Source organism: Archangium sp. (genome assembly GCF_045802675.1).
GTDB lineage: Bacteria > Myxococcota > Myxococcia > Myxococcales > Myxococcaceae > Archangium.
Genome location: NZ_JBJMQO010000076.1, coordinates 120,503 through 134,511 on the forward strand (window position 1 = coordinate 120,503; position 14,009 = coordinate 134,511).

The following is a 14,009-nucleotide window of genomic DNA, read 5'->3' on the forward strand; positions in this document are numbered from 1 at the left end:
GGCGCTCACCTTCCGACGGCTTGCCGGAGCGACTCGGCCTGCTGCTCGTGGCTGTTGAACACCGGCGCGGTCCTGCCGAGGAAGACCGCCAGCGCGGCGTCATTGCGGTAGTCGTCCAGGCCCTGGTCGACGAGCTTCCCGCCCCGCTTCTGGTCCTTGCGCACCTGGTCCAGGAAGGCCTTGTCGAACGCGGGGCCACTCAGGCCCTCCAGCTGTTCGCGCTTCACGAGGAACTCGTCCACCCGCTGGTCGTACTGCTTGTCGTACCCCGACTGGCCCTTCTCGACGCCCTTCTGTGCGCCCTCGAAGCCCGCGCCGCCAAGGCCCTGCTGCTCCCAGTTCTCGTCCAGCTCGGACAGCGCCAGGGTCTTGCTCCGGGCCAGCGCCTCCAGGTCGGCTTCGTTCCGCTGATGGTTCTGGAGCATTTCCTGCGCGAAGCGCCGCACCTCGGGGTTGGTGGACTTCTCCAGGGCGAGCTTGCTCAGCACGATCTGCTGCTGATTCAACAGGGAGAGCTGATCCACGAAGCGGACCTTCTTCGAGACGGCCTCACCCACCCTCTCACCCTGGCTGCGTGCCTGTTGGGCCTCGCTGTGGGCACAGCCCGCGCCCACGCCGAGGGTTGCCAGCAGCCCCGCGCTCCAAAGCCATCGTCGCATCCTCATGTCTACGACCTCCTGGGTCCGAGGGATGAAGCAAAGCTGGGGTGCGAGGTGTTGACCCACAAGCGCTGGAGGCAGGCGGCGCGGCGGGGGCCCGGCTCTCCCACGTCCGCTCCTCCCACCCCGCGGGGAGGGCCCGGGGCGAAGGGGTGCACCCGGTGGGACGGTTGCCGGTCGGCACTCCCGCCCGTTTCCCTCCCGGCCCGGGGAGCGATGGTGTAGACACTCGCCATGCTCGAGCACTTCTCCGACAAGGTGAAGCAGGAGCTCCGCGAGTGGACGGAGCGCATGGTGGGGCCGGAGCGCAAGGAGCGCCTCCAGGCGCTCGCCCGTTCCGGCAACGAGTACGGGGTGGACCCGTTCGGCTTCAACCTCGACTACAGCCTGTCGGCGCTCGCCCCCTTCTTCTGGCTCTACCGCAAGTACCACCGCGTGGAGACGTACGGCATCGAGAAGCTGCCCAGGGGCCGCGTCCTCCTCATCTCCAACCACTCGGGCCAGCTGCCCATGGACGGCGCCATGATTGGCGTGTCCCTGCTGCTGGAGGCGGACCCGCCGCGCGCCATCCGCAGCATGGTGGAGAAGTGGGTGCCCTCGCTGCCCTACGTCTCCACCTTCATGGCGCGGGTGGGGCAGATTGTCGGCACGCCGGAGAACTGCCGCCGCCTGCTCGAGGCCGACGAGGCCATCCTCGTCTTCCCCGAGGGCGTCCGGGGCCTCGGCAAGCTATGGCCCCAGCGCTACCAGCTCCAGGAGTTCGGCCTGGGCTTCATGCGCCTGGCGCTGGAGACGGACACCCCCATCGTCCCCGTGGCCGTGGTGGGCGCCGAGGAGCAGGCTCCCGCGCTCATGGACGTCAAGCCCATGGCGAAGCTGCTCGGCTTCCCGTCCTTCCCCGTCACCGTCACCGGACTGCCCCTGCCCCTGCCCACGAAGTACCGCATCTATTTCGGAGACCCGCTGCACTTCACCGGCCGCCCGGACGACGAGGACAGCGAGCTGGACAAGAAGGTCCGCACCGTGAAGACCGCCATCCAGACCATGCTCAACCAGGGCCTCAAGGAGCGCCAGAGCGTCTTCTGGTGAGACACCCGGCACACGCACCATGACTCAGGATTCCTCCAACAAGCGGTCCGCCGTCGTCGTCACCGGCATCAGTGGCAACCTGGGCCGGGCCCTCGCCAAGCAGCTGCACAAGCACGAGCGCATCATCGGTATCGACCGGCGTCCCTTCGTGGGTCGGCCGAAGGACATCGAGATGCACCAGTTGGACTTGCGCAAGAAGAAGGCCGAGGACGTCTTCCGCAAGAACGACATCCGCGCCGTCATCCACATGGGCATCATGCACGACCCGCGCATGAGCGAGGAGGAGCACCACTCCTTCAACGTGGTGGGCACCACGCGCCTGCTCGAGTACTGCGCCAAGTACGGCGTGAAGAAAGTCGTCGTCCTCTCCTCCGCCAACGTCTACGGCCCGAGCCCCGACAACTCCAACTTCCTCACCGAGGATGCGCCGCTCATGGCGGCCAGCCGTTTCTCGGGAGTGCGCGACCTGATTGAAGTCGACATGCTCGCGCACGGCTTCTTCTGGAAGCACCCCGACATCCAGACGGTCATCCTCCGGCCCGTCCACATCGTCGGCCCCACCATCAAGAACGCCCCGAGCAACTACCTGCGGCTGCGCCGTCCCTGGGTGCTCGCGGGGTTCGATCCGATGGTGCAGCTCATCCACGTGGAGGACGTGGCGCGCGCCATGGTGGAGGCCGCCCTGCGCCCCGAGCCCAAGGGCGTCTACAACGTGGTGGGCCCCGGCGAGGTGCCCCTGTCCTCCGTCCACCGCGAGCTCGGCCACACCGCCATCCCCGTGCCCCACCCGGTGGCCCGGCCTCTGCTCGGCCTGCTCTTCAAGTACCGGCTCGCCAGCTTCCCCCCGCCCGAGCTCGACCACATCCAGTTCCTCTGCAACGTGGATGGCTCGCGCTGGCAGAAGGACGTGGAGTGGAAGCCGCGCCACTCCATGCGTGAAACCATCCGCTCCCTCTTGAGCGAGTAAGGGATTCTCCTGACGCCCGTGTCAGGGGCCCGGGGCATGGGGCTCCGAGGGAATCCTGACATGGCTGTCATGCTCCGTGGCTTTTCCAGCACCCGGTGCACCCGGGGCCGCGGGGCAAACCCTTGATATTCATGGGGCGGACGGGGGGCCAGGGCATTGGCACCCGCATTGCTCAAGAGACAGGGCAAGTGAGGAGGTTCCATGGGGGAACCTCCGGCGCCCACCGTCTCGGCCGGCCCCGAGGCGGTGGGCGATTTTTTTTCCGGCTCTCGCGGGTGCCTCAGGGCAGCGCGCCGTCGAACGGCCCGCCCTCCTGGCGCTCCATCAGCCACGTCCCGTCCCGGTAGACGAACTCCGAGGTGACGGTGGCCTTCTGCACCGACAGCGAGGGCAGGCGCGTCCAGCGGAAGGTGCTGGTGACGATGGCCCGCTGGCCCTCGTCCGCCAGCTCCACGCCTTCAATCTCGTAGTCGGTGATGTCCAGGTCGCGCTCGTCCTCGTGCTCCCGGACGGCCTTCTCGAATTCCTGGCGGCGCTCGGGGACGATGTAGCGGGCGGCCATCCGGTAGTCCTTCCAGCGCACACGCTGGTGGAAGGATTCCACCGTGGGGCGAAGGCTCTCGGTATCCGCGGTCTTCTTCGTGTGGGCGCACGCCCCACTGAGAGTGAGAACGAGCAGCACGGCAAGCAGGCGAATCACCCGGAGGACGCTAGCACCCATTCCAGAGGGGGCGAAACGCGCGGTGTGCCGGTGCTATGGTCCCCGGCCGCATGGCCAAATCGTTGGTGGAGCGCTACGAGCAGCTCCTCGCCCAGGATCCTGCCTCATCGGTATTCGTCGAACTGGCCAAGGCGTTGATCGCCAAGGGCGAGCATGCCCGGGCCATTTCCGTGTGCGAACAGGGCATCGCCCACCACCCCAACTCGGTGACGGGACGGGTGCTGTGGGGCAAGGCGCTCATCCACATGGGCCGCCCCGCCGAGGCGATGGCGCAGTTCGATCAGGCTGTGTCGATCGACAAGGAAAACCCCCACGCCTACAACCTCATCTCCGAGGTGCTGCTGCAGAAGGGGCTGTACCGCTCGGCGCTGCCCATTCTGCGCAAGGCGCTGGCGCTGCAGCCGAACGACGCCCGCGTGCGCGGGTGGATGGAGCAGGCGCAGGCCGCGCTGGCGGGTGGTCCCGCTCCGGCCTTCGGTGATTTGAACGCGCTCGAGCCCCAGTCCGCGGAAGAGTCCGCCGCGCCCGCGGCCGCGCCCGAGGCGTCCGAGGCCACCTCCGAGCCGGCTCCCGAGTCCGCGGCCCCCGAGGCGGTGGCGGTGCTGGAAGCGGCTCCGGAAGAGCTCTCCGAGCCGTTGCTCGAGGGCGAGGTGGCGGCTTCGGAAGAGGCGCCCGTGCTGGCGCTGGACGCCGGGGAAATCGAGGGGAGCGCGCCCGCCGAGGCCGCTGCTCCGGCCACTCCCGCGGAAGGGGAAGCTCCCGAGGCCGCGGAGATTCTCGGAGAGGAAGCGCCCGCGGACGAGGCGCCGCTGCTGCTCTCGGCGGAAATCCCCGTCGTGTCGGAGATGGTGGAGGCCGTTGCCGGCGAGGACGGAGGTCTGCTCGCGGACCTGCCTCCCCTGGAGGAGCCCCCGGCCGCCGAGGAGTCTCCGGCCGTTGTTTCGCCTCCTCCCACCGCGCGTCCCGGCGCGACGGGGGCGCGGCGTGGGTTGCTCGAGGAGCTGCCCGAGGCCACCGCCAGTGTCATGCGGGTGCCCTCGCCGGGCAGCGCTCCGCTGGCGCGGCCTCCCGTCCAGGACGTGGCGGCCCTCACCTCGGCCTACGAGCGAGAGCTGCGCGAGAAGCTCCTTCCCAAGGGTTCGGGCTCCGTCCTCTCCCCGCTCACCCTCAAGGTGCTGGCGGCGATGACGCTCGTGGTGGTGCTCGCCGGCGTGTTCCTCGTCGTGCGCGCGAAGCAGGGCGGCCAGGCGCTCGCCGCGAGTCTGGACCGTGTCTCGCGGACGCTCGAGCAGGACACGGAGGCCTCGCGCCAGGAGTCGCTCTCGCTGCTCGGCCGCGTGGTGGCGCTGGAGGACGACAACACCCGCGCCTGGGCCCTGTCGGCCTACGCCCACGCGCTGCGGTACGCGGACACGGGTTCCGCCGAGGAGCGTGCGCAGGCGCTCGCCGCGCTGAACCGTCCGAACGTGCGCGGGGAGCACCCGGTGAGCGCCCTGCTGGTGGACGCGCTGGTGGCCGATGCGCAGGGCCGCGATGCCGCGAACCGGGCCCTGGTGAACGCGAAGGTGGAGTCCCCGGAGGCGCTGGCGCTGGCCGGCGCCGTGCTGCTCGAACAGGGCAAGACGAAGGAGGCCCTGGAGCGGCTCGAGCGGGCCGTGAAGGCGTCGCCGCGCAACGTGCGCGCCCTGTTGTCGCTCGGCGCGTACTACCGCGACGCGGGCGATCCGGTGAACGCCCTGAAGATGTACTCGACCGCCGCGAAGCTCGCCCCCGAGCACCCCGTGGCCCGGTTCGGCGTCGCGGAGAGCCGGCTGCTGCTCGGCCAGGAGCTGGAGCAGGCCCTCTCGGACGTGCAGGGGCTGACGGTGGACGCGCTGCCGGTGTCGCTGCACGAGCGCCACCGGCTGGTGCAGGGCCGGTTGATGACGGTGCTCGGCAAGGCCCGCGAGGCGCGCACGCTGCTCGCCGAGGGCATGAAGGGCCCGCTGCGCTACGAGACCTTGCTCGCGCTCGGAGAGGCGAACCGCGCGGCCGGGGACATGGCCGCCGCCCAGAAGGCCTTCGAGGAGGCCCTCATTCTGAAGCTCGACAGCGACGACGCGAAGGCGGGCCTGGGCCGGGCGCTGCTCGACCGGGACCGTGAGCGCGAGGTGCTCTCGCGCGTGGAGGGCGAGGGCCGTGAGGTGGCGCTGGTGCGGGGCGCGGCGTACGCGAAGCAGGGAGACTGGAAGCGCGCCCGGGTGGAGCTGGCCCGCACGCGCGTGGACGACCGCTACCCCGCCGAGGCCATCATCTACCTGGCCCAGGCCGACGTCGCCGAGGGCGAGCGCGAGCGGGCGGTGGCCGCGCTGGAGAAGACGCTCGGGGCGACGAAGGCCTCCAAGGCCGAGGTGCGCACGGCGCTGGCGATGCTGGCCTGGCAGGACAAGGCGCTGGACAAGGCGGCCACCCTGCTCGAGGCGGCCGTGGCCGAGGACGCGCGGGACTACGAGGCCCCGTGCGCGCTGGGCCGGCTGCTCATCTCCCGGGGGCTGCCAGACCTGGCGGTGAAGCCGCTGACGCAGGCGGTGGAGCGCAACGGCTCGCATGGCGAGGCGCGCGAGGCCCTGGGCCGGGCGCTGCTGGCGCTGGGCCGCACCAAGGACTCCCTCAAGCAGTTCGAGGAGTGGCTGCTCGACAACCCGGGCGCTCCGTCGGCCCAGAAGGGCTTCGCCATGGCGCTGTACCGCGAGGGGCGCATGAAGGAGGCCGAGGTGGCCTCGGCCCGCGCGGTGAAGCTCGTGGCGAGCGACCCCGAGGCGCACCGCGTGCGCTCGGAAATCCTCTTCGCCCTGGGCGACTCCAGGGGCGGCTTCGCGGAGCTGGAGAGCTCCAACCGGCTGGATAGCAAGTCGGCGGAGACCTTCTGTGACATCGCCCTGGCCTTCATGCGCCAGGGGCTGGTGGCCAACGCGGGCAAGGCCTTCGAGGCGGCGCGCCGCGAGGGGCCGGAGACGCCGTGCGGCCGGTTGGGCGAGCACTGGTCGGAGGACTCGGGCGGGCGGGCCGCGGCCAAGGCGCTGCAAGCGATTGCCGACAAGGCGCCGGTCACGTGGGACAAGGCCTTCGCCCAGGCGGCCATGGCGCGGGTGCTGCTCGCCGCCGGAGCGGTGAAGGACGCGCGCGCGGCCGCCGACGAGGCGGTGAAGCTCGAGCCCTTCTCCGGGCGCAACCACCTGGTGCTGGGGCAGGTGGCGCTCAAGCAGCGCGACGAGGCCACGGCGATGAAGTCGCTGGCGCGCGCGGTGGAGCTGGAGCCGGTGGACGGGCTCGCCTGGCTGTCCCTCGCGGATGCGCTCGTGCGCAACCCCGCCGAGACGGCGCGAGCGGTGGAGGCGTACAAGATGTTCTTGAAGCTGGCGGCGGGCTCGCCCGAAGCGGGCCGGGTGAAGAAGGCCCTGCCAGCCCTGCTGCGCAAGGCGGGAGGCAAGTGAGCGTGCAACAGACCCAGACCCCGCCGCCCCTGCCGCTGATGCGCATCATGGGCGGCAATGCCTTCCTGCTCTCCGTGCTCTACCTGCTGGTGGGGATCGGGGTGGAGGGCGCGCGGCGCGTGTACCCCACGCTCCTCCTGCAGCGGATCTCCCTCTCGCTCGACTCGCTGCCGGCCCGGGCGCTGGAGCTGGTGGGGTTGATGCAGCCGCTGCGCGACGCCTACTTCTCCGGCCTCGTTTCCGAGTCCGTGCTGCGGCTGGTGTTTGGCGCCACCACTCTCGTCATCATCTTCCTGCTCGCGGTGGTGGTGGGCGTGTTCATGGGCTCGCTGCGCAGCCTCGCGTTGCGCCGGGGCTCGCGGCGCTAGCGGGCGAAGGCGGTGGGTTGTGCCCTGGCGCGGTGGGGCTGGGGCGGTCCTTCCTCGCCCGGCACGCGCGCCGCCGCGTAGGTCTCCTCCGCCTGCTGCTTGGAGACGGCCGCGTTGGCGACCGGGGTGAAGATGAAGATTTTCATGGCTCCGGAATCTTAGCCCCACGGCGTTTCGAAGCGGGAGGTGTGGCCCCGCGCCCGCGGTGGTGCCGTCCGTGCACGGTCCGCGCGGCTCGTGCTGCACACCGCGACGCGTGTGTCGCGTGGCGCGGCGCCTCCGCTCCTCCGAGCGCGTGAAACCCAGCGGAATGTCGGGGCCCCCAGGTTGGCCCGCCCATTGCTCCAGTCGCGGCACCCCAACCCGTATCAGTGGAGACGACATGAACACGAAGCTCCTGTTGACCGGAACGCTGGCCCTCGCGCTGGGCGCTGTCGGATGCAGCTCGCCCCCCGAGGCGAAGGAGGTCGCCGAGGTGACCGCCAGCCACTCGGGCGAGATGGTCCGGGGCGTGAGCACCAGCCTGCGGATGATGAGCCAGATGTCCGCCTTCGGCGGCCTGGGCGAGGCGGCCAACATCCTCACCGGCAGCTTCTCGGGAGTTCCCATCACCGGCACGCCCACCTGCGGTACCCCGGACACCGCGCCCTGCACCCCCACCTCGATGCCGGGGGTGAGCGCTCCGGACGAGGCCACCACCGAGTCCATGGCCGCGCTGTCGGAGAAGTACCTGCGCGAGCGCATCTTCACCGAGGCCAACGTGGAGAAGACCGAGGGCGGCTCCACCGTGTTCCTCCTCCAGGGCGATGACCTGTGCTCCGACGGCTCGTATGCGCCCAGCCCCAGCTGCGTGGAGGCCGTGAACAAGGCCGAGCTGCGCATCCGCGCCTCCTACCTGGGCAAGGGCATGAACCTGGAGCTGCTCGTCGGCCCCGAGCGCAAGGAGCCGATGAGCCTGGCCTTCGACGAGACCCGCGTCGGCCTGACGCTGGACCTCCAGGGCATCAAGGACACGGTGCAGTTCCTGAGCCCCGAGAGCTCCGCGCAGCTTCCCCGCGTGATGGTGGGCCGGGTGGAGCTGGCGCTCACGAGCGCGGGCCCGCAGGACATCACCTTCGAGACCTCCATCCTGGACGCGCTGCGCCTCGAGATGGATTCCTCCGGCGGCACCTTCGCCTTCAGCTCGGACAAGGCCGCGCCCCTGACCTCGGTGCGGACGTGGCAGCAGGACGGCGCGACCCACGCGAGCTTCGCCCTGAACCTGAACACCACCGAGGTGCGCATGCCGTACACGGGCAGCGCGGCGCAGCTGTCCGGCAAGCAGTGGGTGGTGTCGCTCTCCGGCATGTCCTACGAGATGGAGGTTCGCGACCACGCCGAGCAGTTCCTCATCGCGCACCTCGGCCTGGGCGATGCGCAGAGCTACGTGGCCCTGGGTGACCAGCGGCTCGTCACGGTGGACCTCAACACGCTGTCCGGCCGTCACTTCGACCTGGTCATCACGAAGGGCGCGGATGGCGTGCCGATGTTGGGCGTGCGGCCCGAGTTCGACCTGTCCGTGGGTCTGAACCTCGCGTCGCTGGCGACGGACCCGTCGTACGAGGTGCCCTCGTACTACAACAACGAGACGTACCGCGTGCGGCTGAGCGGCGGGACCGTTCCGAGCTTGCGGGCGGTGCCCGCCAACGAGGCGACGGGCTTCCGCGGGGGTCTGCAGGTGGTGACGGGCGCGCTGTCGCTGGCGGCCACGGGCGCCGAGGTGTCGGTGCCGGAGGGCCAGTGCCTGGTGGGCCGCGACACCGCGCCCGAGGGCAGCCACCCGCTGCTCGGCCACTTCGAGGCACGCGACTGCCAGTGAGCTGATTCACCCCGGCTCGAGCACCGCCCGCGTCTCATGAGCGTGGGCGGTGCCCCGAGGCGGAACCGCCGTGGTCTCAGTGGCGGGTGCTCCGGGCGCGGCGCACCCTGGGCGGCGCCGGGGCCACCGGAATGGGCTCGTGGCCGGCGGCGCGGGCCATGAGGCAGATCTCCACCACCTTGGGACCGAAGCGCTCCCAGCGGCTCTCGCCCGTGCCCTTCACCGTCAGGAAGGACTCCCGGTCGATGGGCAGGGCCGCGGCGAGCCCGCGCAGCGTCTCGTCGTTGAAGATGATGAAGGGCGGCACCTCGAGGTCGCGCGCCAGCTCCTTGCGCCAGCGGCGCAGCTCGGTGGCGGCCAGCTCGCTGTAGCCGTCGGGCCGTCCGGGAGCCAGCGTGGGCGTGGCCCGGGGCGCGGTGGCGGGGCGCGAGACTCCCTCCAGCCGCTTCAGCCGGCCGCCCGCGCACGTGTCGCAGTTGCCGCACGTGCCCTCCACGTCCTGCTGGCCGAAGTACTTGAGGATGAAGGCCCGCCGGCAGTTCTTCGTGTAGGCGTAGTCCGTCATCCGCTTGAGCTGCAGCAGGGAGCGCCGCTCCTGCTCGCGCACCTTGCTCAGGTCCACGCCCAGCTCGCGGAAGGGCACCTGCGCCAGCGCGCGGATGGCGCGTCCCGAGAAGGGCCGGCGCACGTTCACCGCTCCCGCGCGCTCCAGCAGCTTCAGCGCGTGCTGAATCTCATCGCCGGACAGCCCGGTGCGCCTCGCCAGGATGGGCAGCTCGGTGGTGGCCGAGCGCCCCACGGGGAACGTCTCCAGCAGCGAGGCCAGCAGCCGCCGCGCATCCGGCGCATGGGGCTGCGTCGCGGGCGCCTTCTCCGTCAGGGTGATGCCGTACTCGCCCTCGCCGCGGCCTCCGCGCTCAATCTTCCCCTCGCGCTCCAGGATGCGCAGCACGGAGGAGATCTCGAACTCGCTGGCGCCGGCCTGGGCGGCGAGCACGTGCATGCCCTTGTCGTACTCGGGCACGCCGCGCAGCACGTTCCACACGTCCGAGAGCACCGTCTCCGACGGGTGGTTGCTCTCGATGAGCCGCTCCTGCGTGTAGACGTCCGCGTGGTTGAAGAGGAGCGCGGCGAAGGCGGGGCCCCGGTCGCGGCCCGCGCGCCCTATCTCCTGGTAATACGCCTCCACCGCCTTGGGGATGTTGGCGTGGGCGACGAAGCGGATGTCCGGCTTGTCGATGCCCATGCCGAAGGCGTTGGTGGCCACCGCCACCGCCTCCTTGGCGGACATGAAGTCGTCCTGGGCCCGGCGCCGCGCGTCGTCGTCCATGCCCGCGTGGTAGAGGATGGCGTTCACCCCCCGCTCCAGCAGCGAGGAGTGCGTGTTCTCCGCCGACTTGCGCGTGGAGCAGTAGATGATGCCGCTGCCGCCCCCCAGCGACGCGAGCCCCGCGCACGCCCGGCGCTTGTCCTCGTCCCCGCCGACGTCGAAGACCTCCAGGAAGAGGTTGGGCCGGTCGAAGCCCTCGGCGAACACCTCCGGGTCCTTCATCAGCAGGGAGCGGGCGATGTCGTCGCGCACCTCGGGGGTGGCGGTGGCGGTGAGGGCCACGGTGCGCGGTGGGCGCAGGCGCTTGCGTATCTGACCCAGCTGCGCGTAGTCCGGCCGGAAGTCGTGGCCCCACTGGGAAATACAGTGCGCCTCGTCCACCGCGAGCAGGTCCACCCCCACCTGCGTCAGCGCGTCCAGGAAGCTCGGGCTGCGGAAGCGCTCGGGCGCCACGTAGACGAGCTTGAACTCCCCGGCGCGCAGGCGGCGGATGCGGTCCGCGCGCTCCAGGTCCGACAGCGACGAGTTGATGAACGTGGCGGAGATGCCGCGCCCGGCCAGCTGCTCCACCTGATCCTTCATCAGCGCGATGAGGGGGGAGATGACGAGCGTCACCCCGGGCAGCAGCATGGCCGGCAGCTGGTAGCACAGGCTCTTGCCCGCACCCGTGGGCATCACCACCACGGTGTTGCGCCCGCTCAGCACGGAGCTGATGACCTGGGCCTGGCCCGGCCTGAACTCGGCCAGCCCGAAGTGGCGGACCAGTCCCTCCTGGGCTTGCTCGTAGTAGGGCAGGTCCACCGGCATCCGTCGCATATTCACTGTTCCTTCTTGGCCGTCAACGACTCAGCGGCTCCTGCGTCCAGGTCCAGCCCGTCAGGTACTGGAACAGCCAGGCGCGCCCGCCACTCGGCCACCTCGCGCGCCAGCCGGGCCCCATGCTCGGCATCCAGGCGGCCGTTGCGCACCACGTCTCCCTCCCGGGCCTCCGGGGGCAGGGTGGTGCGCGGCACCGTGTACGCCTTGCCCCCTCCCACCGGCACCACCTGCGCCACCTCGTCCTCCAACACCTCCACCTGCACGGCCCCTCCCGCCCCACCGCACGCCACCACCCCCAACGTCCCCAGCATCATCCACGCTCTCCCGCCATGCTCCATGGCCCTCGTGTCTCCCCACCCAGCAACGGCAACTCGCCCCGCTCCAGCAGCGAGGCGTACGTCCCATCTCCAATCACCACATGGTCCAGCACCTTGATGCCCAGCACCCGGCCCGCCTCGATGAGCTGCGCGGTGAGGCCCAGGTCCTGCCCCGAGGGCTCCGGGTCCCCTGAGGGGTGGTTGTGGGCCAGCACGATGGCCGAGGCGCGCGCGGTGATGGCCGCGGCGAACACCTCGCGCGGATCCACCGGGCACGCGTTGATGGTGCCCTCGGCCACCCGGGCGTCGTGCAGCAGCACGTTGCGCGCGTTGAAGCACAGCACGTGGAAGACCTCGCGCCGCAGCGCGCTCAGGTTGGGCGCCAGGTACGTGTAGATTTCCTTCGGCGTGCGCAGCCGGGGCCGCCGCTCGGTGACGCGCTGGGCCCGGCGCCCCAGCTCCAGCGCCGCCATCACCTGCGCGGTGCGCACCGGCCCCATTCCGGGACGCGCGCACAGCTCGCGCGGATCCCGCTGCACCAGCTCCTTGAGTCCCCCTCGCGCGGCGAGCAGGGCCTCCGCCAGCGTCCGCATGCGCGCGCCCGAGCCCATCAGCACGCACAGCAGCTCCGGGTCGGTGAGGGCCGCCGCCCCCAACCGGAAGAGGCGCTCCCGGGGGCTCTCCGCCTCCGGTCGCTTCTCCCTCACCGACCCATCGCCCGCGGATTCCTCCCACCCCACCGTCGCCAACGCCGCCGTCCGTTCCATCCCGCCCTCCCTCCGCGCTCCGGGGCAGGAGCAACGCGCGTGCCGGGCGGGCCTCCGAGGGAGGCGCAACGTGAGACCGTCTCGTTCTTCGTGAAGCGCCTCCCCGCCGGGACGGGGCCGAGCAGATGCCGGACACCCAGGGCAGACGCACTGGTAGAAGAGGCGCCGTACTCGATGGGAGGAGCTCGAATGGGTTTTTTCGGAAGTACTCCGCAGCTACTCACGGATGGGGCCATCTACGCGAAGGTCCGGGAGCTCATCGTGAAGGCCGAGGAGGAGTTGACCCTCGTCTCTCCGTATATCGACCCGACCGGCGACTTCGTGCGTCAGCTCGAGATCGCCGCGCTCGATCGGGAAGTGGAGGTGCGGCTGATCTTCCGAAAGGACAAGCTCGCCGAGTATCGGGGAACCGATTGGTTCCGGCGGCTGGAGGCCGCGGGGGTGGCGCTGGCCGTCATCGAGCGGCTCCACTCGAAGGTGTACCGCAACGAGTCCATGGCCATCGTGACCTCGATGAACTTCTACTCGAGCTCGGGGGAGAACAGCTTCGAGGTGGGCGTCTCCTTCGAGGACGATCACAAGCTCGCGGATCAGCTGAAGGATTACCTGACCTCGCTCGAGCGGCACACGGAGGAGGTAGGCACTCAAGGTTCCAAACGAAAGCAGGGGGCGCAGGGCTCTCGCAAGAGGGGGTCCGAGCGGGCCAGGGCCCCGGTCGGCCACTGCATCCGTTGCGACGGGTCCATCCCCTACAACCCGAAGCGTCCGTACTGTGCCGAGGATTACGAGAAGTGGGCCCGGTACGAGAACGAGGACTACGAGGACAGCCACTGCCACCGCTGTGGCAGTCAACACCCGGCGACGATGCGAAAGCCCCTGTGTCGCGACTGCTTCGAGCAGGTCGGTTGAGTCGTCGGTGGAGCCCATGCCCGCGGATTCGCGCCAGGTCCTTCGGGCGCTCACGCCGGCACGCGTTCGTCGGCGGCGCTTCCTCGGAGCGCTCCGGACGAGACCGTCTCCTTGTGGGCGGAGAGGCCCGCCGCCGGTAGGGGGCGGACTGGCGGGGCGCTCCCGGCGGTACCACGTCAGGGAGACGCCGGGTCTCCGCGTCCATCAGGCGCTCGTGCCGTGCACGGGCTTCATGCCGGGACCCTGGGCAACCGAGGAGGCAGCGATGGCCACTGATTCCGAGCAGGCGAGGGACCGTGTGTGGGGGCTCTATCCCTGGCACGGGCAGTCCGAGGTCGAGCGCGAGCTCGTCCACCCCGAGGACCTCGAGCGGCTGAAGTTCTTCTGGCCCTACTGCAGGGTGCTCGAGCGGCTCGGGGATGCCGCGGAGCGGGGCTTCATCGTGCTGCGCTATGGCTTGGACACCTTCCGAGTCCAGCCGGACCTCTTCCAGCCCGTGACCCCTCCCGCGTTCGACTTCGGCGACGAGGTGTGTCTGCGCAAGGACCCCGCGCGCACGGGCGTCATCGTCGACATCTACTGGCACTACCAGCAGGGGCAGCCCTTCTTCTTCATCCGCAGTGGCAGGCGGCGGATCTCCAAGCGCTACCAGGCCGAGGAGCTCCTGCCCCGTCCGCACGTCTCCGCGGAGCACCTGTCCCTGGGGGGTTGAAGCCCGGTCGTGGCACCTCG

Annotated in this window: 13 protein-coding genes; 7 read left to right on the forward strand and 6 right to left on the reverse strand. The window is 70.5% G+C overall.

Annotation, left to right across the window (positions count from 1 at the left end; all coding sequences use genetic code 11):
• Positions 1 to 5 precede the first annotated feature (5 nt).
• Positions 6 to 659 carry a DUF4142 domain-containing protein gene (locus ACJ8AN_RS20750; protein ID WP_407757134.1) on the reverse strand — a complete coding sequence of 218 codons (654 nt, stop codon included), beginning with the start codon at positions 657 to 659 and terminating at the stop codon, positions 6 to 8.
• A gap of 234 nt (positions 660 to 893) precedes the next feature.
• Here ACJ8AN_RS20750 and ACJ8AN_RS20755 point away from each other — a divergent pair, with 234 nt between their 5' ends.
• Positions 894 to 1,748, forward strand: a complete 855-nt coding sequence (locus tag ACJ8AN_RS20755; protein WP_407757135.1) for a lysophospholipid acyltransferase family protein — start codon at positions 894 to 896, stop codon at positions 1,746 to 1,748.
• Between the two features lie 19 nt (positions 1,749 to 1,767).
• Positions 1,768 to 2,715: an SDR family oxidoreductase gene (locus ACJ8AN_RS20760; RefSeq protein ID WP_407757136.1), complete on the forward strand. Its 948-nt coding sequence runs from the start codon at positions 1,768 to 1,770 to the stop codon at positions 2,713 to 2,715.
• 280 nt (positions 2,716 to 2,995) lie between these two features.
• Here ACJ8AN_RS20760 and ACJ8AN_RS20765 read toward each other — a convergent pair whose 3' ends face one another.
• On the reverse strand, positions 2,996 to 3,415 hold the full coding sequence (locus tag ACJ8AN_RS20765) for a hypothetical protein (protein WP_407757137.1): 420 nt from the start codon (positions 3,413 to 3,415) through the stop codon (positions 2,996 to 2,998).
• A 71-nt stretch (positions 3,416 to 3,486) separates the two neighbouring features.
• Between ACJ8AN_RS20765 and ACJ8AN_RS20770 the strand changes: the two genes are divergently transcribed.
• The gene (locus tag ACJ8AN_RS20770) at positions 3,487 to 6,909 is read left to right on the forward strand and encodes a tetratricopeptide repeat protein (RefSeq protein ID WP_407757138.1); all 3,423 of its coding nucleotides are present in this window, start codon (positions 3,487 to 3,489) and stop codon (positions 6,907 to 6,909) included.
• A 47-nt stretch (positions 6,910 to 6,956) separates the two neighbouring features.
• On the forward strand, positions 6,957 to 7,277 hold the full coding sequence (locus ACJ8AN_RS20775; protein ID WP_407757235.1) for a hypothetical protein: 321 nt from the start codon (positions 6,957 to 6,959) through the stop codon (positions 7,275 to 7,277).
• Here the strand turns inward: ACJ8AN_RS20775 and ACJ8AN_RS20780 are convergent.
• A complete protein-coding gene (locus ACJ8AN_RS20780) occupies positions 7,274 to 7,423 on the reverse strand; it encodes a hypothetical protein (protein WP_407757139.1) in 150 nt (49 codons plus the stop codon). The genes ACJ8AN_RS20775 and ACJ8AN_RS20780 overlap by 4 nt on opposite strands.
• A gap of 236 nt (positions 7,424 to 7,659) precedes the next feature.
• On the opposite strand from ACJ8AN_RS20780, the gene ACJ8AN_RS20785 reads away from it, so the two are divergent.
• Positions 7,660 to 9,135 carry a hypothetical protein gene (locus ACJ8AN_RS20785; protein WP_407757140.1) on the forward strand — a complete coding sequence of 492 codons (1,476 nt, stop codon included), beginning with the start codon at positions 7,660 to 7,662 and terminating at the stop codon, positions 9,133 to 9,135.
• Positions 9,136 to 9,211: 76 nt separating this feature from the next.
• Here ACJ8AN_RS20785 and ACJ8AN_RS20790 read toward each other — a convergent pair whose 3' ends face one another.
• The 3 genes from ACJ8AN_RS20790 to radC are packed head-to-tail and all read right to left on the reverse strand — an operon-like array spanning position 9,212 to position 12,368.
• Positions 9,212 to 11,281, reverse strand: coding sequence for a RecQ family ATP-dependent DNA helicase (locus ACJ8AN_RS20790; protein ID WP_407757141.1), 2,070 nt, complete (start codon positions 11,279 to 11,281; stop codon positions 9,212 to 9,214).
• A gap of 2 nt (positions 11,282 to 11,283) precedes the next feature.
• Positions 11,284 to 11,598: a DUF3006 domain-containing protein gene (locus ACJ8AN_RS20795; RefSeq protein WP_407757142.1), complete on the reverse strand. Its 315-nt coding sequence runs from the start codon at positions 11,596 to 11,598 to the stop codon at positions 11,284 to 11,286.
• Entirely contained in the window at positions 11,595 to 12,368 is a 774-nt protein-coding gene (gene radC / locus ACJ8AN_RS20800; RefSeq protein WP_407757143.1) for a DNA repair protein RadC, read from the reverse strand. The genes ACJ8AN_RS20795 and radC overlap by 4 nt, the downstream gene beginning before the upstream one ends.
• A 189-nt stretch (positions 12,369 to 12,557) precedes the next feature.
• On the opposite strand from radC, the gene ACJ8AN_RS20805 reads away from it, so the two are divergent.
• Together ACJ8AN_RS20805 and ACJ8AN_RS20810 are read left to right on the forward strand one after the other, a co-directional pair.
• Positions 12,558 to 13,277, forward strand: a complete 720-nt coding sequence (locus ACJ8AN_RS20805; RefSeq protein ID WP_407757144.1) for a phospholipase D-like domain-containing protein — start codon at positions 12,558 to 12,560, stop codon at positions 13,275 to 13,277.
• A gap of 265 nt (positions 13,278 to 13,542) precedes the next feature.
• Complete coding sequence (locus ACJ8AN_RS20810; protein ID WP_407757145.1) at positions 13,543 to 13,989, forward strand: DUF6960 family protein; 447 nt, start codon at positions 13,543 to 13,545, stop codon at positions 13,987 to 13,989.
• Positions 13,990 to 14,009 lie beyond the last annotated feature (20 nt).

Bases quoted from the DNA above. Each gene is read 5' to 3' on its own strand.
- ACJ8AN_RS20805 (WP_407757144.1), top strand. From the start codon at position 12,558: ATGGGTTTTTTCGGAAGTACTCCGCAGCTACTCACGGATGGGGCCATC.
- ACJ8AN_RS20785 (WP_407757140.1), top strand. From the start codon at position 7,660: ATGAACACGAAGCTCCTGTTGACCGGAACGCTGGCCCTCGCGCTGGGC.
- ACJ8AN_RS20775 (WP_407757235.1), top strand. From the start codon at position 6,957: ATGGGCGGCAATGCCTTCCTGCTCTCCGTGCTCTACCTGCTGGTGGGG.
- ACJ8AN_RS20790 (WP_407757141.1), bottom strand. From the start codon at position 11,281: ATGCGACGGATGCCGGTGGACCTGCCCTACTACGAGCAAGCCCAGGAG.
- ACJ8AN_RS20760 (WP_407757136.1), top strand. From the start codon at position 1,768: ATGACTCAGGATTCCTCCAACAAGCGGTCCGCCGTCGTCGTCACCGGC.
- ACJ8AN_RS20810 (WP_407757145.1), top strand. From the start codon at position 13,543: ATGGCCACTGATTCCGAGCAGGCGAGGGACCGTGTGTGGGGGCTCTAT.
- ACJ8AN_RS20750 (WP_407757134.1), bottom strand. From the start codon at position 659: ATGCGACGATGGCTTTGGAGCGCGGGGCTGCTGGCAACCCTCGGCGTG.
- ACJ8AN_RS20795 (WP_407757142.1), bottom strand. From the start codon at position 11,598: ATGATGCTGGGGACGTTGGGGGTGGTGGCGTGCGGTGGGGCGGGAGGG.
- radC (WP_407757143.1), bottom strand. From the start codon at position 12,368: ATGGAACGGACGGCGGCGTTGGCGACGGTGGGGTGGGAGGAATCCGCG.
- ACJ8AN_RS20755 (WP_407757135.1), top strand. From the start codon at position 894: ATGCTCGAGCACTTCTCCGACAAGGTGAAGCAGGAGCTCCGCGAGTGG.
- ACJ8AN_RS20780 (WP_407757139.1), bottom strand. From the start codon at position 7,423: ATGAAAATCTTCATCTTCACCCCGGTCGCCAACGCGGCCGTCTCCAAG.
- ACJ8AN_RS20770 (WP_407757138.1), top strand. From the start codon at position 3,487: ATGGCCAAATCGTTGGTGGAGCGCTACGAGCAGCTCCTCGCCCAGGAT.